At 75.1% G+C, this 23,951-nt stretch carries 23 protein-coding genes; 12 read left to right on the forward strand and 11 right to left on the reverse strand.

Annotated features, from left to right (window positions below; translation table 11 throughout):
• Positions 1–47 precede the first annotated feature (47 nt).
• The 5 genes from OHA72_RS32260 to OHA72_RS32280 are packed head-to-tail and all read right to left on the reverse strand — an operon-like array spanning position 48 to position 4,838.
• On the reverse strand, positions 48–1,766 hold the full coding sequence (locus tag OHA72_RS32260; RefSeq protein WP_326999796.1) for an asparagine synthetase B family protein: 1,719 nt from the start codon (positions 1,764–1,766) through the stop codon (positions 48–50).
• Between the two features lie 44 nt (positions 1,767–1,810).
• On the reverse strand, positions 1,811–2,329 hold the full coding sequence (locus OHA72_RS32265) for a hypothetical protein (protein WP_326999797.1): 519 nt from the start codon (positions 2,327–2,329) through the stop codon (positions 1,811–1,813).
• A 27-nt stretch (positions 2,330–2,356) separates the two neighbouring features.
• Entirely contained in the window at positions 2,357–3,136 is a 780-nt protein-coding gene (locus OHA72_RS32270; protein ID WP_326999798.1) for a hypothetical protein, read from the reverse strand.
• Positions 3,133–4,152, reverse strand: a complete 1,020-nt coding sequence (locus OHA72_RS32275; RefSeq protein WP_326999799.1) for a hypothetical protein — start codon at positions 4,150–4,152, stop codon at positions 3,133–3,135. The genes OHA72_RS32270 and OHA72_RS32275 overlap by 4 nt, the downstream gene beginning before the upstream one ends.
• The gene (locus OHA72_RS32280; protein WP_326999800.1) at positions 4,149–4,838 is read right to left on the reverse strand and encodes a hypothetical protein; all 690 of its coding nucleotides are present in this window, start codon (positions 4,836–4,838) and stop codon (positions 4,149–4,151) included. Before OHA72_RS32280 ends, OHA72_RS32275 begins: the two co-directional genes overlap by 4 nt.
• 247 nt (positions 4,839–5,085) lie before the next feature.
• On the opposite strand from OHA72_RS32280, the gene OHA72_RS32285 reads away from it, so the two are divergent.
• Positions 5,086–5,847, forward strand: a complete 762-nt coding sequence (locus OHA72_RS32285; protein WP_326999801.1) for an SDR family NAD(P)-dependent oxidoreductase — start codon at positions 5,086–5,088, stop codon at positions 5,845–5,847.
• 30 nt (positions 5,848–5,877) lie between these two features.
• Positions 5,878–6,504 (forward strand): hypothetical protein, encoded by a 627-nt coding sequence (locus tag OHA72_RS32290; RefSeq protein WP_326999802.1) that lies wholly within the window; start codon positions 5,878–5,880, stop codon positions 6,502–6,504.
• A gap of 15 nt (positions 6,505–6,519) precedes the next feature.
• Here the strand turns inward: OHA72_RS32290 and OHA72_RS32295 are convergent, their stop codons facing one another.
• Both OHA72_RS32295 and OHA72_RS32300 read right to left on the reverse strand, forming a co-directional pair.
• Positions 6,520–6,930 (reverse strand): MFS transporter, encoded by a 411-nt coding sequence (locus OHA72_RS32295; protein WP_326999803.1) that lies wholly within the window; start codon positions 6,928–6,930, stop codon positions 6,520–6,522.
• Positions 6,931–7,102: 172 nt separating this feature from the next.
• Positions 7,103–8,761, reverse strand: a complete 1,659-nt coding sequence (locus OHA72_RS32300) for an FAD-binding protein (RefSeq protein ID WP_326999804.1) — start codon at positions 8,759–8,761, stop codon at positions 7,103–7,105.
• A 53-nt stretch (positions 8,762–8,814) separates the two neighbouring features.
• On the opposite strand from OHA72_RS32300, the gene OHA72_RS32305 reads away from it, so the two are divergent.
• The 3 genes from OHA72_RS32305 to OHA72_RS32315 all read left to right on the forward strand — a co-directional run bounded on the left by OHA72_RS32305 (position 8,815) and on the right by OHA72_RS32315 (position 10,674).
• Positions 8,815–9,366, forward strand: coding sequence for a TetR/AcrR family transcriptional regulator (locus OHA72_RS32305; RefSeq protein ID WP_326999805.1), 552 nt, complete (start codon positions 8,815–8,817; stop codon positions 9,364–9,366).
• Positions 9,367–9,503: 137 nt separating this feature from the next.
• Positions 9,504–9,893, forward strand: coding sequence for a hypothetical protein (locus tag OHA72_RS32310; protein ID WP_326999806.1), 390 nt, complete (start codon positions 9,504–9,506; stop codon positions 9,891–9,893).
• Positions 9,894–10,026: 133 nt separating this feature from the next.
• The gene (locus tag OHA72_RS32315; RefSeq protein ID WP_326999807.1) at positions 10,027–10,674 is read left to right on the forward strand and encodes a YflT domain-containing protein; all 648 of its coding nucleotides are present in this window, start codon (positions 10,027–10,029) and stop codon (positions 10,672–10,674) included.
• A gap of 19 nt (positions 10,675–10,693) precedes the next feature.
• Here OHA72_RS32315 and gntF read toward each other — a convergent pair whose 3' ends face one another.
• Positions 10,694–11,956 (reverse strand): guanitoxin biosynthesis pre-guanitoxin forming N-methyltransferase GntF, encoded by a 1,263-nt coding sequence (gene gntF / locus OHA72_RS32320; RefSeq protein ID WP_326999808.1) that lies wholly within the window; start codon positions 11,954–11,956, stop codon positions 10,694–10,696.
• Positions 11,953–13,506, reverse strand: a complete 1,554-nt coding sequence (locus tag OHA72_RS32325; protein WP_326999809.1) for an AMP-binding protein — start codon at positions 13,504–13,506, stop codon at positions 11,953–11,955. The genes gntF and OHA72_RS32325 overlap by 4 nt, the downstream gene beginning before the upstream one ends.
• 716 nt (positions 13,507–14,222) lie before the next feature.
• Between OHA72_RS32325 and OHA72_RS64965 the strand changes: the two genes are divergently transcribed.
• Positions 14,223–15,158 (forward strand): bacterial transcriptional activator domain-containing protein, encoded by a 936-nt coding sequence (locus OHA72_RS64965; protein WP_442788754.1) that lies wholly within the window; start codon positions 14,223–14,225, stop codon positions 15,156–15,158.
• 1,942 nt (positions 15,159–17,100) lie between these two features.
• The gene (locus OHA72_RS32335; RefSeq protein WP_442788755.1) at positions 17,101–18,264 is read left to right on the forward strand and encodes a cytochrome P450; all 1,164 of its coding nucleotides are present in this window, start codon (positions 17,101–17,103) and stop codon (positions 18,262–18,264) included.
• Between the two features lie 2 nt (positions 18,265–18,266).
• Here the strand turns inward: OHA72_RS32335 and OHA72_RS32340 are convergent, their stop codons facing one another.
• Entirely contained in the window at positions 18,267–18,701 is a 435-nt protein-coding gene (locus OHA72_RS32340; protein ID WP_326999812.1) for a hypothetical protein, read from the reverse strand.
• 148 nt (positions 18,702–18,849) lie between these two features.
• Between OHA72_RS32340 and OHA72_RS32345 the strand changes: the two genes are divergently transcribed.
• The 5 genes from OHA72_RS32345 to OHA72_RS32365 all read left to right on the forward strand — a co-directional run bounded on the left by OHA72_RS32345 (position 18,850) and on the right by OHA72_RS32365 (position 23,312).
• Positions 18,850–19,317, forward strand: a complete 468-nt coding sequence (locus OHA72_RS32345) for a MarR family winged helix-turn-helix transcriptional regulator (protein WP_326999813.1) — start codon at positions 18,850–18,852, stop codon at positions 19,315–19,317.
• A gap of 68 nt (positions 19,318–19,385) precedes the next feature.
• Positions 19,386–19,964, forward strand: coding sequence for a hypothetical protein (locus OHA72_RS32350; protein ID WP_326999814.1), 579 nt, complete (start codon positions 19,386–19,388; stop codon positions 19,962–19,964).
• A gap of 77 nt (positions 19,965–20,041) precedes the next feature.
• Positions 20,042–22,207: a sensor histidine kinase gene (locus OHA72_RS32355; protein ID WP_326999815.1), complete on the forward strand. Its 2,166-nt coding sequence runs from the start codon at positions 20,042–20,044 to the stop codon at positions 22,205–22,207.
• The gene (locus OHA72_RS32360; RefSeq protein ID WP_326999816.1) at positions 22,183–22,599 is read left to right on the forward strand and encodes a sensor histidine kinase; all 417 of its coding nucleotides are present in this window, start codon (positions 22,183–22,185) and stop codon (positions 22,597–22,599) included. Before OHA72_RS32355 ends, OHA72_RS32360 begins: the two co-directional genes overlap by 25 nt.
• The gene (locus OHA72_RS32365) at positions 22,593–23,312 is read left to right on the forward strand and encodes a response regulator (protein ID WP_327011716.1); all 720 of its coding nucleotides are present in this window, start codon (positions 22,593–22,595) and stop codon (positions 23,310–23,312) included. Before OHA72_RS32360 ends, OHA72_RS32365 begins: the two co-directional genes overlap by 7 nt.
• 271 nt (positions 23,313–23,583) lie before the next feature.
• Here OHA72_RS32365 and OHA72_RS32370 read toward each other — a convergent pair whose 3' ends face one another.
• Positions 23,584–23,892, reverse strand: coding sequence for a hypothetical protein (locus OHA72_RS32370; RefSeq protein ID WP_326999817.1), 309 nt, complete (start codon positions 23,890–23,892; stop codon positions 23,584–23,586).
• Between the last annotated feature and the right edge of the window lie 59 nt (positions 23,893–23,951).

Raw genomic sequence — 23,951 nt, forward strand, 5'->3', positions numbered from 1 at the left:
CAACACTGCGCCGATGGTGAGCAGTCCTCCACTCCGCTGCGGACCGCTCACGCCACATCGTAGGCACGCAGCCACAGCTCGAGCGTCAGCACCAGCCACACCTTGCCGCCCTGCCGCGGCAGCAGCGTGCCCTCGCCGCGCAGCCACGCCCGGATCGTCACCGGGTCGAACAGGCCGCTGGTGCGGCTGCCGAGCAGCACGTCGTCGGCGAGCTCGCGCAGCGGGCCGCTGAGCCACTGCTGGACCGGCACCCGCATGCCGCTCTTGGGACGGTCCACGATGGTGGCCGGGAGCAGGTCCCGCACGGCCTCCTTGAGGATCCATTTCTCGTCGGTACCGGCGAGCTTCAGCCGTGGCGGGACGGTGAACGCGTGGTCGATGACCTGCCGGTCGAACAGCGGGGCGCGGCCCTGCAGCCCACGGGCCGCGGTGAGCCGCTCCACCTTCGTCAGGATGTGGTGCGCGCCCTTGGTGCGCAGGTTGCAGTGCAGCAGCCGGTTCAGGTGGGAGCGCATCGTGCCAGGCGACAGGTACGGCGCCACGAACCGTTCCGGGCCGGGTTCGTCCTGCAGGGCCCGCAGGGTGTCGGCGGTCAGCAGCGCGGGCAGGTCGCCGCCGCACTTGCGGTAGGAGCGCAGGTACGCCAGGGACCGCGCGTGCGGGGACGGGTCGTCTCGGTGCAACTCGTACAGCAGCATCGGCAGGTTCTTCGGCCCGCCGAAGACCGGGTCACCGCCCTCGCCGTTGAGCACGACCCGCATCCCGTCGCCGGAGACCGCCTCGGCGAGCATGAGGTTCGGCACCGTCAGCGGGTCACCGACGGGGCTGTCCAGCAGCGCGACGGTGTCCGCGAGCCGGGCCGCGACGGCCTCGCCGGACACGCTGAGCACCCGGTGCCGGGTGTTGCAGTGGGTCGCGACGAGCCCCGAGTACGCCAGTTCGTTCGGCAGCTCATGACCGAAGCTGATGGAGTACGTGCGGACCTCCTGGTCGTGCAGCTTCGCCGCGAGCGCGGTGACCAGGCTGCTGTCGACGCCGCCGGACAGCAGCACCGCGACCGGTTCCGCGGCGGGCAGCCGCAGACTCGTCGCCCGCTCCAGCAGCGCCCGCAGCGTCGCGGCGTGCCCGGCGGCCGTGGTGGTGTCGTCGATCGCCTCCGTCGCCTCCCAGTACACCTCCTCGCGGACGGTGCCGTCGGCGCGCAGCCGCACGATCCTGCCCGGCAGGACCTCGTGCACGCCGCGCAGCAGCGTCTCGTCGCCGGGCAGGTACGCGAACGTGAGGAACGACCGGACCGCGGCGAGGTTCAGCCCGGTGTCCAGCGACGGCCAGCGGCGCAGCGCCCGCAGCGACGTCGACACCGCCCAGTGGCCGCCGGCGCGGGCGTGGAACATGGTGCGGGCACCGACGTGGTCGCGCACCAGGACCAGGTCGCCGCCGTCGGCGATGGCCAGGACGAACATCCCGTCGGCGGCTCGGATCCCGGCGGCGCCGAGCCGCGCGTACACCCGCAGCAGCAGTGCACCGTCGGGCGTGCCGGGTGGTGCGGGCTCGCCGGCCGAGGCCAGGGCCGCGAACAGCTCCGGGCGGTTGTGCAGCACGACCTCACCGACGGCGTGCAGGGCACCGGCGGTGAACGGGCCCCCGGCGAAGCCCGGCTCGGCGTCGACGAACCCGAGCGCGACCGCGCCGGCCTCGACGACCGGCCGTGCGCCGAGGCCGGTCAGCGCCGGCCGGCCGCCCGACGTCGCAGCGATGCGTGGCACGAGGAACCTCCTGGTCGATCTGGTCGCGGGTCAGCCGTCGGCCGTCAGCCGAAGTCGTCGTCGGAGCCGCCGCTGTCGTTGTCGTCGGACCAGCTGCCGCCGTCGTCCCCGCCGTCGCCGCCGTCGCCGTCGCTGCCGTCGCTGCCGGAGTTCTGCTGCTGTTGCTGGGCCTGCCGGCGCAGCTCCTCCTCCTCGAACTCCGACATCATCAGCGGCGGCGCGACGATCGCGCCGAGCAGCGCCCCGGCGCCGACGGCGGCGAGGATGGCGCCGGTGCGGCCGCCGAAGGACGTGCGGTTGACCGTCAGCGTCCCGTCGCCCCACGCCGTGCGGCCGTAGCCCTGGTCGCGGCCGTAGACGACCTGGCCCGTGGTGTAGCGCCGTTTGATGATGCGGTCGCCGAGGACCTCGTCGATGCCGCTGCGGCCGGTGTTGTCCTGCCACTGGACGTAGTGGTCACCGGCGCGGCGGCGCCACTCCTCGCGGCCGTCGGCGAAGCGGCGGTGGACGCTGCGGTCGCTGAGCAGCTCGTCGGTGTATGGGATTTCCCGGTACTGGCTCACAGCACTCCTGTCATGCGGCCGGCCAAGTCATGAAGCCCGCGGCCTGGAGCTGGCGGAGGCGAGCGGTTCTGCGGCGGGTCCGGGTCTGGCCACGGACCAGGCGGTGCACGGTGCGCAGCAGCCGGGCCGGGTTGACGGCGGCGACCTCGACGGTCCGCCCGGCCCGCAGCCGGCGCACCTCCCACGGCTCCAGCCCGGCGGGGGCGTCCAGCTCGGCGCGCGGCACGCGGGACCGGCGCTCAGGTGCAGCGCGGCGGCGTGCACCGGTCGCAGCCCCAGCGGGTGGACCCGCAGGTCACCCGCCCACCGCCGCACGTCGTCGACGGCCGCGTACCCGGACGGGCCGGCGTCGTGCAGCACGTACACGACGGCGTCGCCGGTGTGCCGCAGCGCCGCGGTCAGCCGCGGGTCCAGCGGCAGGTCCGGCAGCGCGAACACCGGGCACGCCGACTCCATGTGCAGCTCGTTGGCCAGCAGCATCCCGGCGATCGCGGGATCCTGGCAGACCAGCAGCCGCGGCAGGCCGTAGTCGTAGAGGTCCGGGACGTCGTCGTGGTGGGGTGCGGCGTCGCGGGCAGCCGGGTCCTGCAGCAGGCCCGGGACCGGGCCGTGCCGGTCCAGGGCCGCGAGGAACCGTTCGTGGCTGACCGGCGCGGGCAGCGTGAAGCGGACCCGGCGCGGCAGCCGGTGCAGCGGCAGCAGCCCCCGGCACAGCTCGTAGTACAGCTGCCGGCGGGTGAACCGGATCCGTCCGGGCGCGCCCGCGCGCACGACGGCCGCGGCGAGCGCCCGGTCGACGACGCTCACGCCGCGGGCCAGGTCATGAAGCCGACCGCCTTGGCGGCGCGCTCGGCGGGATCAGGTGCGGCGGCGCGGCGCAGGTGGTCGGAGACCTTCTTGACCCTGGCGAGCAACTGCGCCGGGCGCAGCGCGGCGACCGGCGACGACCAGCCGTTGCCGAGCCACTCCAGCTCCTTCGGGGTCAGGTCGGTGTTGGCCTTCAGCCAGGCGATCCGCTCCGGTTGCCGGTCCTTGGTGCGCAGCTTGAACGGGTCCTTCGCGGCCAGCACCGTGCGGGGCCGCAGCCCGAGGTCGATGACCCGCCGGCCGCGCAGCTCGTGCCGGGCGGTCGCCAGGAACAGCTCACCGTCGAGGCTGGCGTCGTGGATCACCGCGACCGGGACCGCCGGCGGCAGGTCGGCGACCTTCGCCGCGAGCGCCGCGTTGAACCAGCGCCCGACGTCGTTGACCCGCAGGCAGGCGAGCACGGACGGGTCCGGGCTGAGGATCGCGAACGCCGGCTGGGGCGGCGGCGGCCCGGGCCGCACATGGGGCTCGTCGATGATCCCGCCCGGCGGGTTGCCGTACACGCGGCTCCACCCGCCGATGATCTCCTTGCGGAACTGGTCGAGGGGCATCTTCACCACGACCGCGCGTTTCGTGACGCCGGCCATCCGCAGCACGACGATGCTCACGCAGATGAGCAGCAGCACCCCGCCGACGGCGGCGAGCGCCGGGACGTCGCCGCCGAGGCCGACGCCGATCAGGACCACGCCGCCGATGATCGGCACCACGATGCCGCACCCGGCGGTGCCGTCGTTGGAGGCCTTGTTGCTCTTGCGGGCGGCCGCGTACCACAGCTGGGTCGTGGTGTACCAGTGGTTGTCCTCGCCGAGCTTCGCGGTGAGCCGCCGGACCTTCACGTCGTGCAGGGCGAGCGGATTCTCCTTCGGCTCGAACACGAACGGTTTCTTGCAGGTGCCGCACCGCGAACCCGGGCGGTCCTTGCGCTTGAGGTTGGCGGTGCAGTGCGGGCAGATCATGCCGGTCCCTCCAGACGCACGGCGAGACGCCGGGCGGCCTGCGCCGCACGCTCCCGCCAGCTCATCACACCCGGTGACGGCGCCGAGCCGACGGCGCGCAGCGCCTTGGCGAGGGCCGGATAGTCCAGTGCATTGCCGGCTGTTTCCGGCTCCCCGCTCCGGGGTGGCGCGACCGAGCCGCCCAGGGCGCGCCGCTCCGCCTCCTCGGCGGTGATCGCGTAGTCCTCGTGGTCGATGCCGAAGCCGGTGTTCGCGGCGAGGATCAGCAACCGGCCGGAGCCCCGGTTGATGAACGAGTGCGGCAGCAGCGCCGGGATGCGCAGCATGACGCCGGGCGTGAGCCGCACCGTCACCGCCTCCTGGCGCTCGTCGTCGTAGAGCCCGCACGCCGCGTAGCCCAGGCTCAGCACGAAATGCTCCCCGCCGTGCGCGTGCGGGGTGAAGGCGCTGTGCCCCTGCATCAGGCCCAGCTTGTAGGTGGCGTTGCTGGGCCGCTCCGGCGAGGTCAGCGCGTCACCGATCAGGTACCGGGCGTGCTGCCCGTCGTCGATGAACGGCAGCAGCGTGGCCGGGTCGAGCAGGTCCCCGCGGCCGGCCCGGGACGTCAGCAGCGCCGTGCCGTCGGCCGTCAGCGAGTACAGCTCGACGCCGGCCGGCAGGGGTCCGGGTGCCTCGTTGCCGTTCACATTGGGCACTGTACGAAACCTGAACACCCCCGCATACCCGTGTGTCCGCCTGTCGTCCCCCGCCCGGACCGCGGATGAACGCGAGATGTCACGATCGTCCGGGACTGGTGCGGGCCGTCCCCTTCACTGTGCGGGACAACGGGTGCGGCGGGACGGCGTTGCGGCCGTCCTCCCCGGTGTTGTCCGTACCGTGGAGAATCGCAGCAGCGCCGGACGGCTCCCGCCGGCCGGGACGAAAGGTGGCGGCATGTTCGACCTCACAGGCCGGCGGGCGCTGGTCACCGGCGCCGGGCACGGGATCGGCGCGGCCATCGCGGTGGCGCTCGCGGAGTGCGGCGCCGACGTCGTGGTGCACCACGGGCGGTCCGGGGAGCGGGCCGCCGGGGTGGTCGCCCGCATCGCGGCGCTGGGGCGGCGGGCGACGGCCGTCCAGGCGGACGTGACCGACACCGGCCAGGTCGATGGGCTCGTCGCCGCCGCGGCAGGGCACCTCGGCGGGCTCGACATCGTGGTCTGCAACGCCGGGCACCTGGTCGGGCGGGTCTCGGTCGGCGAGATGAGCGACGAGCACTTCGCGAAGGTCACCGACGTCAACCTGACCGCGACGTTCCGCACCGTCCGCGCCGCGCTGCCGGCGCTGCGTGCGTCGGGGTCCGGGCGGATCATCACCATGGCCTCGCTCGCCGCGCACAACGGCGGCGGGCCCGGCGCGGTCGCGTACGCCGCGGCCAAGGCCGGGATCATCGGCCTCACCAAGGGGCTGGCGAAGGAACTGGCGCCCGACGGCATCACCGTCAACGCGCTCGCGCCGGGGTTCATCGACGGCACTGACTTCCACGCGACGTTCAGCACGGCCGCCAGGCGGGAGGCGACCGCGGCGGCGCTGCCGGTGGGCCGTGGCGGCACCGCCGCGGAGGTGGCCGCTGCGGCGGTGTACCTGGCCTCCGCGGAGGCGGCGTTCGTCACCGGCACCACCCTGGACATCGACGGCGGCGCGTCCCCGCGTTGAGGACCGCCGCGTCGGACCGGGAGGACGGCAGTGCTCAGCTATGACGACGTCGCGGAACTGCTGCGGCTGCAGGCGAAGGCGTACGAGCTGCTGCTCTGGCTGAGCCACGAGTCGGCGGACGACCCGGACCTGCTGTCCGCCGACGCGGCGGCGGGCCTGGCCCGGGCGGGCTCGGCCGCCGCCTGGGTCGAGCGCCACCGGCACCGGCTGCCGCAGGACCTGGCGGCGCTGGACCCGCACGGCCCGTTCGCCAACCTGCTGGCGTCGTTCTTCGCCACGTCGTTCCGGGTCGAACGGGTCGAGTTCGGCAACCGCGTCGTGTGGTCCCGGATCGTGCTCGGCGCGTCCGCCGGGCCGCCGGAGCGCACCGGGCTCGCGCACAGCCAGGCCCTCGCGGTCAAGCACCTGGCCGCGTCGCAGGGGCTGCCGATGACCGAGGCGCAGGCCGGGGACCTCGTCCGGACCCGCCGGGACCTCCGCGACGCGTTCCTGCTGTGGACCTACGTCTGGGAGCTGGACCGGCGGGCCCGCAACAAGGGCAAGGGCCCGGTGGTGCACCGGATCTGGCGGAGCCTGCCCACGCAGACGAAGCGGGCACTCACCGCCGACCTGGTCTGGTCCGCACGGCAACAGGTGCTCGACGCCGCCGGCGCCTGATCAGTGCGCTGCTGATCAGTGCGCCATCGCCTTGGGCGCGTCCGGGTCGACGTCGAGCGGGCCGGTGCGGAACAGCACGGCCGACACGGCGGCGCACAGCAGGAAGAACCCGGCGGAGCACCAGAAGACCGTGTGGTAGCTCTCGACGGCTGCCTGCGCGGCCAGCTGCGGCGTCGCGGCCTTGCCCGCCATGAAGCCGGTGGCCGCGCTCGCGGCGAACGAGCTGAGCAGCGCGGTGCCGATCGAGCCGCCGATCTGCTGCGTCGTGTTGATCATCGCGGACGCGACGCCGGCGTCGGTGTGCGCCACGCCGGTGGTGGCGGCGTTCTGCGTCGGCGCGAAGATCAGGCCCATGCCGAGGCCGATGACGAGCAGGCCGGGCAGGACGCCGGTGACGTAGCTGGAGTCCAGGTCGAGCCGGGTCATGAAGGCCAGGCCGCCGGCGCGGCTGGTTGCGCGCCGGGCCGCGGGGCGGCCGGGATGCGTCGGCCGGTGGTCGTGGTCATCGGGGATCCCCGTGCGTCGGCAGGCAGGTGTGCCTTCCGCATCGGGACCGCGCCGCCGGAGCTGAGCCACGGACGCTGTGCTGTCTCCCAGGTCACACCCGGGCGGCGGCAGTGGCGGCGGCGGCGAGGCCGGCGCGGTAGCCGAAGATGACCGCCGGGGCGATCGTCGAGCCGGGGCCCGGGTACGTGCGGCCCATGACCGAGGCGGTGGTGTTGCCGGCGGCGTACAGGCCGGGGATGGGCGCGCCGCCGGCGCCGAGCACGCGGGCGTCGGCGTCGGTGAGCAGGCCGCCCTTCGTGCCGAGGTCGCCGGGCACCAGCTGGACCGCGGTGAACGGGCCCTTCTCGATCGGGCCGAGGTTCGGGTTCGGCTTCACGCCAGGGTCGCCGTAGTAGTTGTCGTACGCGGTGCGGCCCCGGCCGAAGTCCGCGTCGACGCCGGTGCGGGCGAAGTCGTTGAACCGCTCGACCGTGGCGCGCAGGCGGGCGGGCTGCATGCCCAGGCCGGTGGCGAGCTCCTCGATCGTGGCGGCGGAGCGCACGATGCCCTTGGCCCGCAGCTGCTTGGTGCCCTGCAGGAACGCGTTGAACAGGTAGCGGCGGCGGTGCCGCACGTCCAGGATCAGCCAGCTGGGGATCGCCGCCACGGTCCGGTCCCGCTCCAGCATGGCGTGACCGAAGTCGATGTAGCTGGCCGACTCGTTGGTGTACCGGTCGCCGGCGGAGTCCACGACGATGCTGAACGGCATCGACCGCTCCGACAGCACGAATTGGCTGTGCCCGTCGGGCAGCGGCACCGACGCGCCCCACCAGGCGTCATCCATGAGGGCCAGCTGCGCCCCGGCGGCCTCGGCGATGGCGATCGGCCGGCCGAGGTCGCCGTCGGCGGCGGAGCTGTAGCCGGGGATGCCGTGGTACTTCTGGCGCCACTCGGGGTTCTGTGCGAAGCCACCGGCGCCGAGCACGACCCCGCCGAGGGCCCGGATGTGTTGCGGGGCGCCGTCCGCGCCGGTGACGGTGGCGCCGAGCACGGCGCCGGTGTCGTCGAGGACCAGGTCGGTCAGCGGGGTGTCGAGCAGCACCTCCACACCCTGCTTGATCAGGATGCTCATCAGGCTCGCGGTGAGGCCGCCGCCGATGCCGAAGAGGCGCTTGCCGAGGACCAGGCCGCCGAGGGTACGGAACACGAAGCGGGCGCCGCGCACGAAGCCCGACGGGGTCGACCACGCCCGCGACAGCAGCCACACGTCGTCGGTCTTCAGCGGCGCCGGGATGCTGTCGCGCCCGCGGAACGTCGCGAACCAGGGGCCGAGCCTGCGGGTGTTGAACGGCTCGGCCTCGATGCTGCGGCCGGTCATGCCGCCGGGCCGGTCCGGGTAGTAGTCCGGGTACTCCTTCGCCGCGGCCCACCGCACGCCGAGGCGCTGCAGGAAGGTGAACACCTCTGGGACGCTCTCGACGAAGGCGCGGCGCCGCTCGGGGGAGCTGGCCGGGCCGGCGTCGCCGATCGCGGCCTGCATGTAGGTGAGGGCCTTGTCGACCGAGTCGACCTGCCCGAAGCCGGCCATCATCGGGTTGGTCGGCATCCACAGCCCGCCGCCGCTGAGCGCCGTGGTGCCGCCCCACTTGCCGGTGCTCTCCACGACCAGGACGCGGCGGCCCGCGTCGGCGGCGGCGATGGCCGCGGTCATGCCGGCCGCCCCGGTGCCGACGACCAGGACGTCAACCTCTCGGTCCCACTGCACGGCCATGCCGCCTCCCATTCAACCGGACGACCCCGTCCGGTTGGTAAGCTACACCGGTGATGCGGACACGTCGAGAGAACCGGGGGCGCAACGCCGCCGCCGCCAACCGGGTCGCGCTCATCGGCGCCGCTCGCGAGCAGTTCGCCAGCGAGGGCTTCGACGCGTCACTCAGCGCGATCGCCCGGCAGGCGGGCGTCGGCCAGGGCAGCCTCTACCGCCACTTCCCGGACCGGGTCAGCCTGGCCCTGGCCGTCTTCGACGACAACGTCACCGCCCTGGAGGCGCTGGCGGCCACCCCCGCCAGCACGCTCGACGACCTGCTCACCCTGATCACGGAGCAGACCGCGGCGTCGGTCGCGTTCATCGACATGCTGCACGCCTCCGATGAGGACCCGCGCCTGCACGAGGTGGTCGGCCGGGTGCGGGCCCTGCTGGAGGGCAAGCTGCTGGCCGCGCAGCGCGGCGGCGCGATCCGCGCCACGGTCACCCCCGACGACCTGCTGCTCGCCGTGCGCATGGTCGCCGGGCTCCTGGCCAAGTCGACGCCGGCGGAGCGCCGCGACCTCGCCGACCGGGCCTGGGCGATGCTGCGCCCGGCGATCACCGGGTAGCCGCCGGATGGCCGCCGCGGGCGAATGAGCTGTACGGGCCCTTACGGTCCGGCTGCGGACAGGGCAGACTGCACCGGTCCGGACCTGACGCCGGCGACGTCGAGCCGCCGTGTGGGTGGGTTGGGATGGAAACCACGATGAGGCGCACCGCGTCGCAGGTCGGTCTGCGCGAAGACCAGTGGACCACCGCGAAGCTGGAGGTCCGCCACGCGATCCTCGGCGCCGCGTACGACCGGCGTATGACCTCCTACGGTGAGGTCGCCGCCCAGATCCGCGTGATCCGGGTCGACGCGGACTCGCCGCTGATGGGCGAGCTGCTGGGCGGGGTGTTCGAGGACGAGTACGACGCCGGCGGCCCCGCGCTGACCGCGATCGTCACCTCCCAGTACAGCGACCGGGAGCCCGCGTCGAGCTTCTACCAGGAGGCCCGCACGCTCGGGTACCGCTTCACCGAGCCGCACGCGTTCTGGACCGAGCAGGTCCAGCGGGTGTTCAGCGAGCACGGCCGGGCCGACCGGCACCGCTGAACGCGGGTCGCTCACCCTCATCGGGGGAGACCGGGGGAGCCGGTCGGGGACACAGTGGAAGCGATCGACGCGGCCGCGCCCGCGCGGGAGCGTGCCGTTCCTCGAAGCGCCCTGCGTTCAGGAGGTCACCGAGATGAGGAACACCAGCAACAGCGGACCCGCCACCGCCCGCGACCAGACCAGGATGCCGTTCACGACCGGCGTGCGGCCGGGCGTCCCGGACCGCCGCGCCGAGGGCCGGGACCGCCCCTCGGAGGTGGACCGCCCCTCGGAATGGGATCGTGACGACCCCACCAGGAACGAGCCGGGCCGCGGCGGCGCCCTGCAGGAGCGGGCGGTCGTCACCGTCGCCACCTACCCCGACTACGCCTCGGCGCAGCACGCCGTCGACCACCTGTCGGACCGGAGGTTCCCGGTCGACCGGGTCACCATCGTCGGCACCGACGTCCGCCTGGTGGAGCGGGTGCTCGGCCGCATGACCACCGCGAAGGCGGCCCTCGCCGGCGTCGGCACCGGCGCGTGGTTCGGGCTGCTGCTCGGGTTCCTGTTCGGGATCTTCGCCGTCGCGGCGTGGTGGAAGGTCATCGTGTTCGCCGTCGTCGCCGGGGCCGTGTGGGGCGCGGTGTTCGGCGCGATCGCGCACGCGAGCACCCGCGGGCGGCGCGACTTCACGTCCGTCAGCGCCATCGAGGCCGCCAAGTACGCGCTGCTGGTCGACGCCTCGCACGCCGACGAGGCCCGGCAGCTGCTCGCGGAGCTCGCGGTGCCGGCGACCCGCTGAGTCGCAGCGTCCCGCGGGATCAGCGGCGGCGCGCGTGGCACAGCACGATCCCCGCATAGCCGTGCGTCGTCTCCTGCGGGACCCGCGTGACCTCGATCGCCGGCGTCGCGAACCCCGGCCGCAGCACCGCGCGCAGGTCGTGCTCGTCGACGTCGGCGCTCGGGAACGACCTGCCGCCGACGGTGTATCCACGGCACCGGCGCAGCGCCGAGGTCACGAACAACCCGCCCGGCTCGACCAGCCCGGTGATGTGCCGCATGAACAGCGCCCACGTCGCCCGGTCCGCGGTGGCCGAGTCGGCGCAGTAGGCGCTGACCACGGTCGGGTAGCACCGCCGCACCGGCCGCGGGTGCCGGGCGTCGACCTCGACCAGGTCGGTGATCTTCTTGCGGGTGAGGTCCTCCCGGGCCGTCACCTCCTCGTCGGTCGGGTCGGGATTGCCCTCGCAGCGCAGCGTGTGCCGCACGAACGGCCGCCAGTCGTGCGCGTCGGGGTCGCGGTCCAGCCACCGCCGGATCTGCGCCAGGTTCCCCGGCAGGTAGTCGCCGAGGTGGATCTCGGAGGCGATCTCGGCGGCCGCGAACACGTGGTGCAGCGTCGGCCCGACCCCGAAGAACAGCACCGGCCGGTCCCGCTCGGCGCCGCGCAGCGCGTCGACGAAGAACGCGATGGTGGCCACCTCGTCCGGCTCGACCGTGCGGTAGTAGCCGTCCAGGTAGGCGGCCGGGTCCCAGTCGGCGTCGAACGAGGCGTACCGCCGGCGCCGGTGCCGCAGGAACACCGTGGTGAGCCGGGCGAGGCCGTACTCGTAGCCGGCGGCGCCGATGTTCGCCCCGGCCAGGAACAGCAGCGCCCCGGTCGCGGTGACCGAGTCGGTGAGCACCGCCGCGCCGAACGCGCCCGCGTAGTACGGGACCTCCTTGGCGACCTCGGTGGCCGCGTACCCGGCGGCCGCCGCCACCCGCGCGGCGCGGGGGCTCGCGGTGCGCCGCCGGGTCAGGTCGTGCGCCGCCTTCGACAGCACGTTGGTGCTGGTGCCGGTCGCGGTGAGCAGCGACTGGTTGGCGCGCAGGTTGGCCCGCAGGCCCCACGCCCACACCGCGTAGCTGGCGGCGAGCACGGCCAGGGCCCACCGGTGGCCGAGGTCGCCGAGCAGGCCGGAGGCGACCAGTGCCACCCCGGCCGCCGTCGCCGTCGCGTCCAGGGCGTACGCGGACACCGCCGTCGCGGCGAGGCTGACGGCCCAGGCCCGCAGCCCACGGCCACGCCGGCCGCCGGTCACCGCGGGACCCGCTCGGCCTCGACCAGGACCCGGCGCAGCACCTTGCCCGTCGGCGAGCGGGGGATCGCCGAGGTGAACGTGACCGCCGCGAGGCGCTTGAACGGCGCGACCCGCTCCGCGACGTACCCCAGCAGCTCCTCGGCGCTCGCCGGGGATCGCAGCACCACGTGCGCGACCGGCACCTCACCCGCGTCCCCGTCCGGCCGGGGCACCACGGCGGCGTCGGCGACCGCCGGGTGCGTGCACAGCAGCAGCTCCAGCTCGGCGGGCGGGACCTGGTGGCCGTGGGGCTTGATGAGCTCCTTGAGCCGGTCGACCACGTACAGGTGGCCGTCCTCGTCGAAGTGGCACAGGTCGCCGGTGTGCAGCCAGCCGTCCGCGTCCAGCGTCGCGGCGGTCTCCTGCGCGCGGCCGTGGTAGCCGCGCATCAGCTGCGGGCCACGGACCCACAGCTCGCCGGTGCGGCCGGCGCCGAGGTCCGCGCCGCTGCCCGGGTCGACGACGCGGGCCTCGGTGTTGGGCAGCAGCCGCCCGACGGACCCGCGCCGCGGCGCGTGCGGGTCGCCGACGGCGATGAGGGCGCCGGACTCCGTCATGCCCAGCCCCTGGCTGACGGCGCAGCCGAGCCGCTCGGCGCAGCGCTGCTCCGTCGCCGCGTCCAGCGGTGCCGCGCCGACGCCGAGGTTGCGCAGCGACGACAGGTCGAACCGGTCCACGAGGGGGTGCCCGGCCAGGGCCCGCACCACCGGCGGCACCACGATGCTCAGCGTCACCCGCTGGTCCTGGATCGTGCGCAGGAACGCGTCGAGGTCGAAACGGGGCAGCGTCACGACGGTGGCCCCGGACGCGAGACCGGCCGCCAGCAGCAGGTTGAGCCCGATGACGTGGCAGAACGGCGCCACCGCCAGGATGACGTCGTCCTCGGCGTAGGGCAGCGCGGCCAGGGCCTGCCGGACGTTGGTGACCAGGGCGGCGTGGGTGAGCTCGACGCCCTTGGGCAGGCCGGTGGTGCCGCTGGAGTACGGCATCGCGGCGATGTCGCGGTCCGGGTCGGTGACGACCCGGGCCGGCGGGAGGTCGTGCCCGACGAGGCCGTCGAACGTGCCCCCGAACACCAGGACCTCCTCGACGCCCGCCATGGCGGCGGCGTCGGTGGCCCGCTCCAGCAGCGGCGCCGCCGTGACCAGCAGCCGCGCCCCGGCGTCGGCGAGCTGACCGGCCAGCTCCCCGGCGGTCAGGGACGGGTCGGCGCCGGTGACGGTCCCGCCGGCGGCCATCGCGCCGTACACGGCCAGGGCGTAGTCGGGCAGGTTCGGGCTGTGCACGGCGAGCACGTCACCCCGGCCGAAGCCGCGGGCGGCCAGGCCGGCGGCGACCCGCTCGACCCCGTGCGCGAGCGCCCGGTAGGTGATGGTGCGGCCCGTGGCGGCGTCCAGCAGCGCCACCTTGTCGCCGAGACGCGCCGCGTGCCGCAGGGCGAGGTGGTGTACGGCGCAGCCGCCGACCTCCACGTCCTGGTGCTGCCCGCGTACCGGATGGATCGTTGTCATGACGGCTCCTTCTGCCCGGATCTCTTGGGTCGGCTTTCCTTGAGGTGCGTCCGGACGGTAGGCGGGCGAGCGTGTGCGGACCGTTTCCCGACCGTTAGCGGGCCGCCGGAAGCGATAAGGTGGCCGGTGACGACGGCGGTGGCGATGACGGATCAGCGGCTCACGGTCCACGTGCTCGGCCGCGCCGACCTCGCCCTGGGCGGGCACCCGCTGGTGGACCTCGCCTCGGCCAAGGCGGCGGCGCTGCTGATCTACCTTGCGGTGACCGGCACCGGGCACACCCGCTCGGCCCTTGCCGGGCTGCTGTGGAGCGACCTGCCCGAGGCGACCGCCCGGGCCAACCTGCGCCTGGTGCTGACCAAGCTGCGCCGGGCGGTGCCCGGGCAGCTCGACGTGACCCGGCGGACCGTCGCGCTCGCCGCCCCGGCCTGGGTCGACGCGGTCGAGGTCGCCCGCGCCGTCACCGCCCCCGCGCTGGACGGCGCCGCGGTCCGGCTCTGCCGCGGCGAGTTCCTGCACGGCTTCGACGTGCCGGGCGCCGCACTGTTCGACGACTGGGTGTCCGCCCGGCGGGCCGCGGCCCGCGCCGACGTGCTCGCGCTGCTGGAGCGCGCCGCGCAGCAGGCCCGCGACCGCGCCGACCCGGCCGCCGGGGTCGAGGTCGCCCGCCGCATGCTGGAGGTGGAGCGGCTGCACGAGGAGGCGCACCGGACCCCATGTGGTTCCTCGCCGCCGGCGGGCAGCGCGGCGCCGCCCTCGCCCAGTACGAGACCTGCCGGTACCTGCTCGGCGAGGAGCTGGGGACCGCGCCGTCGGCCGCGACGACCGCGCTGCGCGACGAGATCGCCGGCGCCGTCGCGGACCTGCCGCTGCCGGCCCTGGCCGCGCCCGTGCCCGCGCCGCCGCGGCCGCTCACCGCGCTGGTCGGCCGGTCGGCGGAGCTGGCCCGGCTGCGGGAGCTGCTCGACGACCCGGCGTGCCGCCGTGACCCTCGTCGGTCCCGGCGGCATCGGCAAGACCCGCCTCGCGCTCGAGGTCGCCGGCGCCCGCAAGGACCGGCGCCGCCACGGCGCGGTGTTCGTGTCGTTCGCCGGCACCGGCCCCGGGCGCCCCGACGACGACGCCGACCTGGTCGTCGCCGATCTCGCCCGCACGTTCGGGATCCCGCTGAGCGTGCCCCGCGACCCGCTCGACCTGCTCGCCGAGCACCTGGGCGGCCGGGAGCTGCTGCTCGTCCTGGACAACCTGGAGCACCTGCCCGGCGCCGCCGGCCCGCTGGCCGAGCTGCTGCGGCGGGCGCCGGGCGTCCAGCTGCTGGTGACCTCCCGCCGCCCGCTGGGTCTGGGCGTCGAGTGGCTGGTCGAAGTGCCCGGCCTGCCCTGCCCGCCGTCCGGCACCGGCGCGGCGGGCATCGCAGGTTTCGCGGCGGTGCAACTGTTCCAGGAGCGGGCGCGGCTGCTGCGTCCCGGCGTCGAGGCCGACGTCGAGGGCGCCGGACGGATCTGCCGCCTGGTCGGCGGGCTGCCCCTGGCGATCGAGCTGGCCGCACGGTGGGTGCGCTCCGCCGCCCCCACCGCGATCGCCGACCGGCTCGCCCGCGGCCTGGAGCTGCTGGAGACCACCGCACCCGACGTGGAGCCCAGGCACCGTAGCATCCGATCCGTGATCGACGCCTCGGTGCGGCTGCTCACCGACGAGGAGCGCCGCGCGCTGCGCCGGCTGTCGGTGCACCACGGCTTCGACCTGGCCGCCGCCGCGGCCGTCGCGGACGCCGGGCTGCCGCTGGTCGCCGGGCTCGTCGACCAGTCGCTGGTCACCACCGGGCCGGACGGGCGGTACGCCATGCATGAGCTGCTGCGGCAGTACGCCGGCGAACGGCTCGCCGAGGACCCCGCGGAGGAGGCGGAGACCCGGCGGCGGCACGCCACGCACTACGACGCGCTGCTGACCGGCGACCCGGGCGTGCAGGTGCCGGACGCCGCGAACCTCCGCGCCGCCACCGACTGGTTCATCGGCACCGCCGACCCGGACGCGCTCGACGCCCACCTGCAGCGGATCTGGACCGTGTACCGGGGTGCCGGCTGGTTCCGCGAGGCCCAGGCCGTCCTCGCCGCCGCGCTGCGCCGCTCGGGCGTGCCCGGCCTGTACCGCGGACGCTGGCACCGGCTCCTCGGCGAGGCGTATCAACAGGTCGGCGAGGCCGGCGCCGCCCGCCACCACCTGGAGCTGGCCCTCACCGAGCTCGGCAGCCCCGCACCCACGTCCGGCGCCGGGCGGCTCGGCATGCTCGCCACGCAGCTCATCCGCCGTTTGCCGCGGCCGGGCACCCGTGTCGTGCGCAACCCGCAGCGCCGCGACGTGTACCACGAACGCGCCGCCACGTTCTTCGTGATCAACGAGGTGTACTGGGTGCTCGACGAGCACCGGCAGATGCTGACCGCGGCCCTGCACGCCCTCAACGACGTCGAACGCGCCGGCGACCCGGACCTGATCGCCCGGGCACACGCCGGCCTGGGCATGGTGGCCGGCGGCGTCGGGCTGCACCGGGTCGCCCGCCGCCACCTCGCCGTCGCCGTCGCCGCGGTCGAACGCACCAGCGACCCGCTCACCGCCTGCTGGGTCGGCATCGTCGGCGGCCTGCACTGGACCGGGGTCGCCGACTGGCCCGCGGTCGACGCCGCGACCGCGCGGGTCCTGGCTCCCCGGCGGGCCGTGCCGCTGCACCGGTGGGCCGACGAGGTCCTGCTGATCGCGGCCACCGCCCAGTACCTCACCGGCCGGCACGACGAGGCGGTCGCGTCGGCCGCCGAGGGCATGGCCGCCGGGCGGGACCGCCGCGACCCGGTCGTGCACCTGTGGGGGCTGCTGCTGCTCGTGGAGACGACCCTGCGCACCGACCCGGCCGACCCGGCGCTCGAAGGGTGGATCCGGGAGGCGTCCCGGCTGCTGCCGGCCGCGTCGCGGATCGACGCGGCACGCTTCCACACGGCCGCCGCCCGGCTGCATCTCGCCGCCGGCCGACGGGCCGAGGCGTGGCAGGCGATCCGCACCGCCGACCGGCTCATCGGCGCGCGTCCTGCCCTGGCCCAGTACGGCCTCGAGGCGCACGCCGGGATCGCCGAGGTGTGCCAGACCCTGCTCGAACCCGCCCCTGGCCCGGGGGACCGCGCCGGCCCGCCGGGCGCGGAGGCCGCCGAGGCCGGCGGCGCGCCTGCGCCCGAGGCCGCCGACGTGCGGGCGGGCCCGGCCGCTGAGGTGCTCGGGGTCGATCCGGCTGCCGTGCGGGCGGTCGAGGCGGCGGCCGTGCGGCGGTTGTGGCGCTTCGCCCGCGCCTATCCGATGGCCCGGCCCCGCGCGCGGATCGTCCTCGGGCGGCACCACGTGCTGCGCGGCCGCATCCGCGCCGCGCTGCGGGCCTGGGCCAGCGCCGCGCGGGACGCCGAGCGGCTGCGGATGCCGCCCGAGGCGGCCCGCGCCGACGAGCTGCGGCGGGCCGCGACGCGGTGAGCGGTCGTGCCGCCCGCCTATGGTGGACGGATGCCGGACATCGTGCAGGACCCGGAAGTGTTGCGGCTGCTCGACGAGCTGACCCGGATGCCGGGGCGCGCCGACCCGTACCCGCGCTACGCCCGCCTGCGGGAGATCTCGCCGGTCGTGCGCGCCGAGGACGGTGCCCTGGTCGTGACCGGCTACGGCGACTGCGCGACCGTCGTGCGCGACCCGCGCATGCAACACCTGCCCGCCGACATGCTGGCGTTCATCGGCTTCCCCGACTGGCGGGAGCATCCGGCGCTGCGGCAGCTGTTCACCAGCATGCTCACCCTCAATCCGCCGGACCACACCCGGCTGCGGCGGCTGGTCAGCTCGGCGTTCACGCCGCGGCGGGTCGAGGCGCTGCGGCCCGCGATCGAGCGGATGGTCGAGGACCTCCTCGACGGCATGGGCGGTGACGACGTCGACTTCGTCGAGGCGTTCGCGTTCCCGTTGCCGGTCAACGTCATCGGCGAGCTGCTCGGCGTGCCCGCGGACCAGCGCGGCGGGTTCCAGAGCCTGGTCCGCGACTGGACCCAGGTCCTCGAGGTGATCACCCCGGACGTGCTGGCGCGTGCCGACCCTGCCGCCGCCGCCATCCGCGACCACCTCGCCGAGCTCGTCGAGCAGCGCCGCCATCACCCGGGCGACGACCTGCTCACCGCGCTGGTCCAGGCGCAGGCGGCCGACGACCGGCTCACCGACGAGGAGATCCTCAGCAACGCGGCGCTGCTGTTCGCCGCGGGCTTCGAGACGACCACCAACCTGCTCACCAACGGCGTCGTCGCGCTGCTGGGCCACCCGTCGCAGTACGAGGCGCTCGGGCAGCGGCCGGAGCTCGCCCGGCCGGCCGTCGAGGAGCTGCTGCGCTTCGACAGCCCCGTGCAGCTCAGCAGCCGCGTGGTGACCGCGCCGGTCGAGCTCGGCGGGGTCACCGTCGGGGAGGGGGAGCGGGTCGTGGCGTACCTCGGCGCGGGCAACCACGACCCGGCGCGCTTCGCCGAACCGGACCTGCTGCGGCTGGACCGGACCGACAACGCGCCGCTGTCCTTCGGCGGTGGCATCCATTACTGCCTGGGCGCGCCGCTGGCACGCCTGGAGGCGCAGATTGCGCTGCCCGCCCTCGCGCGGCGCTTTCCCTCCCTCACCCTCACCGGGACGGCGCAGCGACGGGACAGCCTGAGCTTGAAGGGGTACACCAGCCTGCGGGTCGGCACGGGGCCCTGACGTCACATGGCGTCGACGGCGGCGGTGAGCGCGGCCGCGTCGAAGCTGCCCATCGGCAGGGTCGCGCCGAGCCGGTAGCGCACCTCGCCCCGGGCGTCGACGAGCAGGGTGCCGCTGTGCTGCAGCAGCATGGTCCTGGTCAGGCCGACCGCCTGATGCGCCTCGGCCCCGGTGGACGAGACCACGCGGACCGCGCCGGCGACGCGGCGGATCCGGGCCGCCTCGGCGGCGCCGCCGGGCACGACGACGACCGGGGTGACGTCCCGGTCGGTGAGCCGCAGCGCGGCGAGGGCCCGCACGTGCCGCACGCAGATCATGCAGTTCGCCGCGCGCATGAAGTACAGCGCGACACCTCGCGTGCCGCCGCGCAGCTCGCCGACGGCGACCTCGGCGCCGGTGGCGTCGGTGAACACGACCCGATCGGTCTCGACCTTCATGGCTTCCTCCCGTGGGTAACTGAGTTACTAATATTAGATACGTAACTGAGTTACGCAGTCAAGCCCGGTAAGGTCGTCGCATGGGTGGTGTTTTCACATGAGTGGTGTTGTCGCATGAGTGGTGTTGTCGCATGAGTGGTGACGTCGCATGAGTGGTCCGGAGCAGCACGATCTGGGGATGCTGCTGGCGGCGTGCTGTCAACGCCTGGTGCGCAACGTGATCGGTGAGCTCGCCACGGTCGGCTACGGGCACCTGACCCCGTCGCAGTCGCTGACCGTGCTGTTCATCGGCGACGGCCTCGACACCGTCACCCAGCTCGCCGACCGGCTCGGCATGACCACCCAGGCGATCAGCAAGATCTGCGCGACCCTGCACACCGAGGGGCTCCTCGGCCGCCAGGCCAACGCGGGTGACGGGCGCGTGCGGCGCCTGGAGCTCACCGCCGAGGGCCGCCGCGCCGTCGAGGCGATGCGCGCCGCCGGGGCCGCCGCGGAGCAGGCCTGGGTCGACCTCGTCGGCGCCGAGACCCTCGGCGTCGTCCGCGGCGCCCTGGCCGCGTTCGCCCTCGCGCCCCAGGGCACGTCGGCGAGCCCGGTGCACATCCGCTTCGCCTGACCGCGTCCCGGCTTCGCCCCCGCATTGTTCGGCCGGGGTCGAACAATGCGGGGCCTAGCCTCGGGCGCATGAGCGACGACATCCCCGCCACCGACGGCCGTGACCCCGCCCATGTCATCGAGGAGGCCGTCGCCCACGCGCTGCGGCTGGCGCAGACCTGGCCCGCGTGGGACGGCAGGCCGATCCCCGCCGACGACCGCGTGTACACGCCGCACAAGGCGATCCGCCGCCTCGGCGACCACCTCGTCGACCACCTCGCCGAGCTGGAGGCGCGCCTCGCCGGGCAGACGCCGCCACCCGATCACTGGCACGCCTCCGCCGTCACCACGCCGGCCGACCTCGCCCCGTTCACCGGGGCCGATCTCGACGAGGCCCGCAGCCGCCTGACCCGGCTCGCGCGGATCTGGTCCCTGCGCCTCGGCAGCCTCGACGACGAACGGCTCGACCGCGCCGAGGGCGACGCGTGGACCCTGCGGCAGGTGGCGTTCCACCTCGGCAGCACGTTCTACGCCGACGCCGTCGGTGCCCTTGCCCCCGACCTCACCGGGGACCTTGCCCCCGACCTCACCGGCGTCCTCGCCCCCGACCTCACCGGCGTCCTCGCCCCCGACCTCACCGGCGATCTCGCCACCGGCTCGGGGCGGTGAGGACACCACCCCAGGGCGTAGGCGGCCTCCGCCCGCGGGATGACCGGACGCCCGGATGTGGGCGATAGCCTCTCGCCATGAGCGGCGTCGGCGGGGGTGAGCGGATCAGGTGGACCAGGCAGGTCCGGCTGCCGGCCGCGCTCACCGCCGCCCAGCTCGCCGTGTGGCCCCTCGGCCCCGTCGCCTACGGCGCGCCCGTCGACTCCGCCCGGGCCTGGCAGCTCACGGCGGTCGCCGTCGTCGTCGGCGTCGCGCTGAGCCTTCGCGCGGTGGCGCCGGTCGCGGTGTGGACGGTGATCCTGATCGCTGTGAGCTGCGCCGATCCGCTCGGGTTGCAGGACGAGGCGCTGGTCGTGCCGTTCACCGATCTCATCGCGTTGTACTCCGTCGCCGTGCGCCGCACGCTGCGCGTGAGCGTCCTGTGCGCGGCCGCGGGGACCGTGCTGTCGACGCTGGTGACCGACGTGCTCACGGAGTCCGACATCGTCGCCGGGTCGGTCGCGGTCACCGCGGCGGCCGACGCCGCGCTGTATGCCGCCGCGTATGCCGCCGTGGTCGTCTTCGGTCGCGCCCGCCGCCGCCGGACCGCGCGGCACGAGGCGGTCCGGGTCCACGTCGCCGGTGCCGCCGAGCCCGAGCGCGCCGCCGCGGCAGGCGAGCGCGAACGGCTCAGCCAGGAGCTGCACGACGTGTCCGCGCACCACCTGACGGCGGTCGTCGTCCAGCTCGCCGCCGCGCAGCGGCTCCGCGACCCGGTGATGACCGCACAGGCCCTCGACGTGGCACGGACCTCAGGCCAGGCGGCGGCGCGCTCCCTGCACCGGCTCGCCGCCCTCGCCGGCCGCGACGAGCCGCCGTCGCCGGCTGGGCTCCCGGACCTGGTCGCCGGGTTCGACCGGCTCGGCCTGCGCGTCGAGCTGCGCCACGACCCGGACGGCGACCGGCTGCACCCCGACGTCGCCGAGGCCGTCCACCTGATCGTGCAGGAGTCGCTGACGAACGTCCTGCGGTATGCCCCCGGCGCCGCCGTCACGGTCGCCGTGACCCGCTCCGGCGACACGGTGACCGTCGCCGTCGACGACACCGGCAAGGGCCCTGGCGGCGAGACGGACGGCGACGCGAGCGGGGACGGTGCGGGCGGGTTCGACCTCGGGTCCGGTGCCGGGATTCCCGGCATGCGGGCCCGCGCGGGCCGCCTCCGTGGCACGCTGCGCGCCGGACCCCGCCCGGCCGGCGGCTGGTCCGTGCGTGCGGTGCTGCCCGTCTCGCCGGATCCCGTCCGGTCCACGCCGGCAATGCCTGTGTCGGGAGTGCCCGTGCCGGGAGTGCCCGCGCCGGGAGTGCCCGCGCCGGGAGTGCCCGCGTCGGCGGCGCGCGCACCGTCAGCGCGCGCACCGATGGCGCGCGCGGCGTCTTGGTGGCGCAGCCCGGAGGCGTCGGTGCTCGACGCGCTGCTGATCGTGCTCGTTGCCGGGCTGCCGCTGTTCCTTGCCGCCGCCGTCCGGGCGGAGGAGGGCGGCGAGCCGCTCTTCACCGGGCCCTCCGACGCGGCGCTGACGGCCCTGTTCCTGATTGTCTACTGTGGACCGTTGTGGTGGCGGCGCCGGGCGCCGGTGGCGGTGCTCGCCGCGCTGGTGGCCGTCGGGGTCGCCGGGGCGGTGCTCGGCCGGGGCGGGGCGACCCCGACCTGCCTGGGGATCGTGGTGCCGCTGGCGCTCGCCGGGATCGTGGTGCCCGTGTATGCCGTCGGCCGGTATGACACCCGCCACCCTGGGCTCACGTGGCTCGCCGCGGTCGGCGCGGGCGCCGGGGCCGCCGTCGCGCTCACCGCCCGGTTCCTGCAGCCCGCCGACCTCGCCGGCGACGGCACACCGGCGCAGCTGTGGCCGGCCGGGGCGGTGTTCGTCACCGCCATGTCCGCCGGCGCGCTGAGCCTCCTCGCGCTGCCGTGGTGGCTGGCCGGGTTCCTGGTCGCGCGGCACCACGCCCGCGCCGACCGGCGGGACCGGGTCGCCCTGCGCGACGTCGCCGAGCGGCCGTGCGCGCCGCCCGCGAGGAACGGGCCCGCATCGCCGAGGGGCTTCGCGGGCAGGTGCTGTCGCACACGTCGGCGCTGCTCGCCGCCGCAGGCGGCCCGCACGACGGGGCTCCCGGCGGTACACCCGGCGAAAACCGGATCACGGCCACCCTCGGTCACGCGCGGGCGGCGCTCACCGCGATGCGGGAGCTGCTCACCGTGCTGAGGGTCAGCGCCGCCACCGCACCCCGCGCCGCGCAGCCGACGCTCGCCGGGCTCGCCGAGTTGTGCGGCGCCGGCGTGGATCTCCAGGTGCACGGCGACGGGCAGGTGCCGCTGGAGGTTGAGCTGTGCGCGTTCCGCGTCGTCGAGGCGGTGCTGCCGATCGGAGCGGCGCTCGGCGGCCCGGCGCTGGTCCGGATCGAGCACGGACCCGACATGCTGCGGCTGTGCGTGCAGCGCCTCGCCTCGCCCGTCCCGCGGCCGGTGCTGGCGGCCCTGCGCGAACGCGTCGACGCGGTGGGAGGATCGCTGGCGACGCGGGCCGGCGGCGCCGGGCACGAGCACGGCTGGCAGCTGGACGCGTCCCTGCCGATGACGGAGGTCGTCCCATCGTGATCACGGTGATGGTCGTCGACGACCAGCCGATGGTCCGCGCCGGCATCGCGGCCGTCGTGGACGCCGAGGCGGACCTGTCCGTGGTCGCGGTCGCGGCCGACGGTGCCGAGGCGATCGCCGCCGCCGAGCGGCTGCGGCCCGACGTGGTGCTCATGGACATCCGCATGCCCGGCGTGGACGGGCTGACCGCCACCGAGCGGCTCACCGCCGGCCCGGATCCGTTGCGGGTGCTGGTGCTCACGACGTTCGGCCTCGAAGAGTACGTGTACGCGGCGCTGCGCGCCGGTGCCTCCGGGTTCCTGCTCAAGGACGCCGACCCGCAGCGGCTCGTCGACGCGGTGCGGGTCGTGGCGGCCGGTGACTCGCTCATCGACCCGTCGCTGACCCGGCAGCTCATCGACGCGTTTGTCCGCGCGCCGGCGGTCGACCCGGCGGTCGCGGCCGGCCTGGCCAGGCTCACCGCCCGGGAGGTGGAGATCCTGCGGGGCGTCGCCCGGGGGCTGTCCAACGCGGAGATCGGCGCCGAGCTCGGCGTCCGGCCGGCGACGGTCAAGGCCCACATGAACGCGATCCTCGCCAAGCTGGAGCTGCGCGACCGGGTCCAGGCGACGATTTTCGCCTACGACGCCGGCCTGGCCCGCCCCGGCCTACAACCTGGGGCGGACCCCGGAATCCGACTCCGGCCGGACGAGCACGGGCCCGACCGGCCATAGCGTCGGATGTATGCGAACGAGATGGCAGCACGTCCGCGCCGCCGCCGCGACGACGGCCCTGATCGGCGCCGCGACGGCGGTGACCCTGCTGGTGCTGGCGGCGGTGCTGTGGTGGCAGCACGACGACCGGCCGTGGCCGCTGCTGGTGTGGGCGGCCGTGAAGGGTGCGCTGTGGAGCAAGACCGTGTTCAAGGTCGCCGTGGCCGCCGGACTCGGCCTCGTCATCGGCGTGCGGGCGCTGGCCCGCCGGGTCCGGCGCACCCCCGTGGGCTCACACGGCCAGGTCGACGGGCGCCGAGGCCCGCCGGCGGCGGCGTTCGGCGAGGCGGTGCCCCAGCGCCACGAGGCCCAGCCCGACGCCGTAGATCACCAGGTTGACCAGTGCGTAGGGCCAGTCGACGGAGTCCGGGTCCTTCGCGAACCCTGACGTGTCGCCGCCGACCCAGGCCTTGGTCAGCGTCATGGTCTGGAAGGTGAAGACGAACGAGTGCAGGCCGACGTAGACGAGGTAGGCGACGATCCGTTGCCGGATGAAGTAGCCGAGCGGGAGCGGTGCCAGCACCATCACGATGAGTTCCATGCCCCGCATCGTGGACCGGCCCGCGGCCCGCCACATCCGGGCGGCCCGCTGCGTGCTGG

The organism is Dactylosporangium sp. NBC_01737, assembly GCF_035963215.1.
Lineage (GTDB): Bacteria > Actinomycetota > Actinomycetes > Mycobacteriales > Micromonosporaceae > Dactylosporangium.

Bases quoted from the DNA above. Each gene is read 5' to 3' on its own strand.
- OHA72_RS32345 (WP_326999813.1), top strand. From the start codon at position 18,850: ATGAGTGGTCCGGAGCAGCACGATCTGGGGATGCTGCTGGCGGCGTGC.
- OHA72_RS32305 (WP_326999805.1), top strand. From the start codon at position 8,815: ATGCGGACACGTCGAGAGAACCGGGGGCGCAACGCCGCCGCCGCCAAC.
- OHA72_RS32285 (WP_326999801.1), top strand. From the start codon at position 5,086: ATGTTCGACCTCACAGGCCGGCGGGCGCTGGTCACCGGCGCCGGGCAC.
- OHA72_RS32335 (WP_442788755.1), top strand. From the start codon at position 17,101: ATGCCGGGGCGCGCCGACCCGTACCCGCGCTACGCCCGCCTGCGGGAG.
- OHA72_RS32325 (WP_326999809.1), bottom strand. From the start codon at position 13,506: ATGACAACGATCCATCCGGTACGCGGGCAGCACCAGGACGTGGAGGTC.
- OHA72_RS32310 (WP_326999806.1), top strand. From the start codon at position 9,504: ATGAGGCGCACCGCGTCGCAGGTCGGTCTGCGCGAAGACCAGTGGACC.
- OHA72_RS32295 (WP_326999803.1), bottom strand. From the start codon at position 6,930: ATGACCCGGCTCGACCTGGACTCCAGCTACGTCACCGGCGTCCTGCCC.
- OHA72_RS64965 (WP_442788754.1), top strand. From the start codon at position 14,223: ATGTGGTTCCTCGCCGCCGGCGGGCAGCGCGGCGCCGCCCTCGCCCAG.
- OHA72_RS32315 (WP_326999807.1), top strand. From the start codon at position 10,027: ATGAGGAACACCAGCAACAGCGGACCCGCCACCGCCCGCGACCAGACC.
- OHA72_RS32300 (WP_326999804.1), bottom strand. From the start codon at position 8,761: ATGGCCGTGCAGTGGGACCGAGAGGTTGACGTCCTGGTCGTCGGCACC.
- OHA72_RS32360 (WP_326999816.1), top strand. From the start codon at position 22,183: ATGCGGGAGCTGCTCACCGTGCTGAGGGTCAGCGCCGCCACCGCACCC.
- OHA72_RS32370 (WP_326999817.1), bottom strand. From the start codon at position 23,892: ATGGAACTCATCGTGATGGTGCTGGCACCGCTCCCGCTCGGCTACTTC.
- OHA72_RS32355 (WP_326999815.1), top strand. From the start codon at position 20,042: ATGAGCGGCGTCGGCGGGGGTGAGCGGATCAGGTGGACCAGGCAGGTC.
- OHA72_RS32350 (WP_326999814.1), top strand. From the start codon at position 19,386: ATGAGCGACGACATCCCCGCCACCGACGGCCGTGACCCCGCCCATGTC.
- OHA72_RS32340 (WP_326999812.1), bottom strand. From the start codon at position 18,701: ATGAAGGTCGAGACCGATCGGGTCGTGTTCACCGACGCCACCGGCGCC.
- OHA72_RS32275 (WP_326999799.1), bottom strand. From the start codon at position 4,152: ATGATCTGCCCGCACTGCACCGCCAACCTCAAGCGCAAGGACCGCCCG.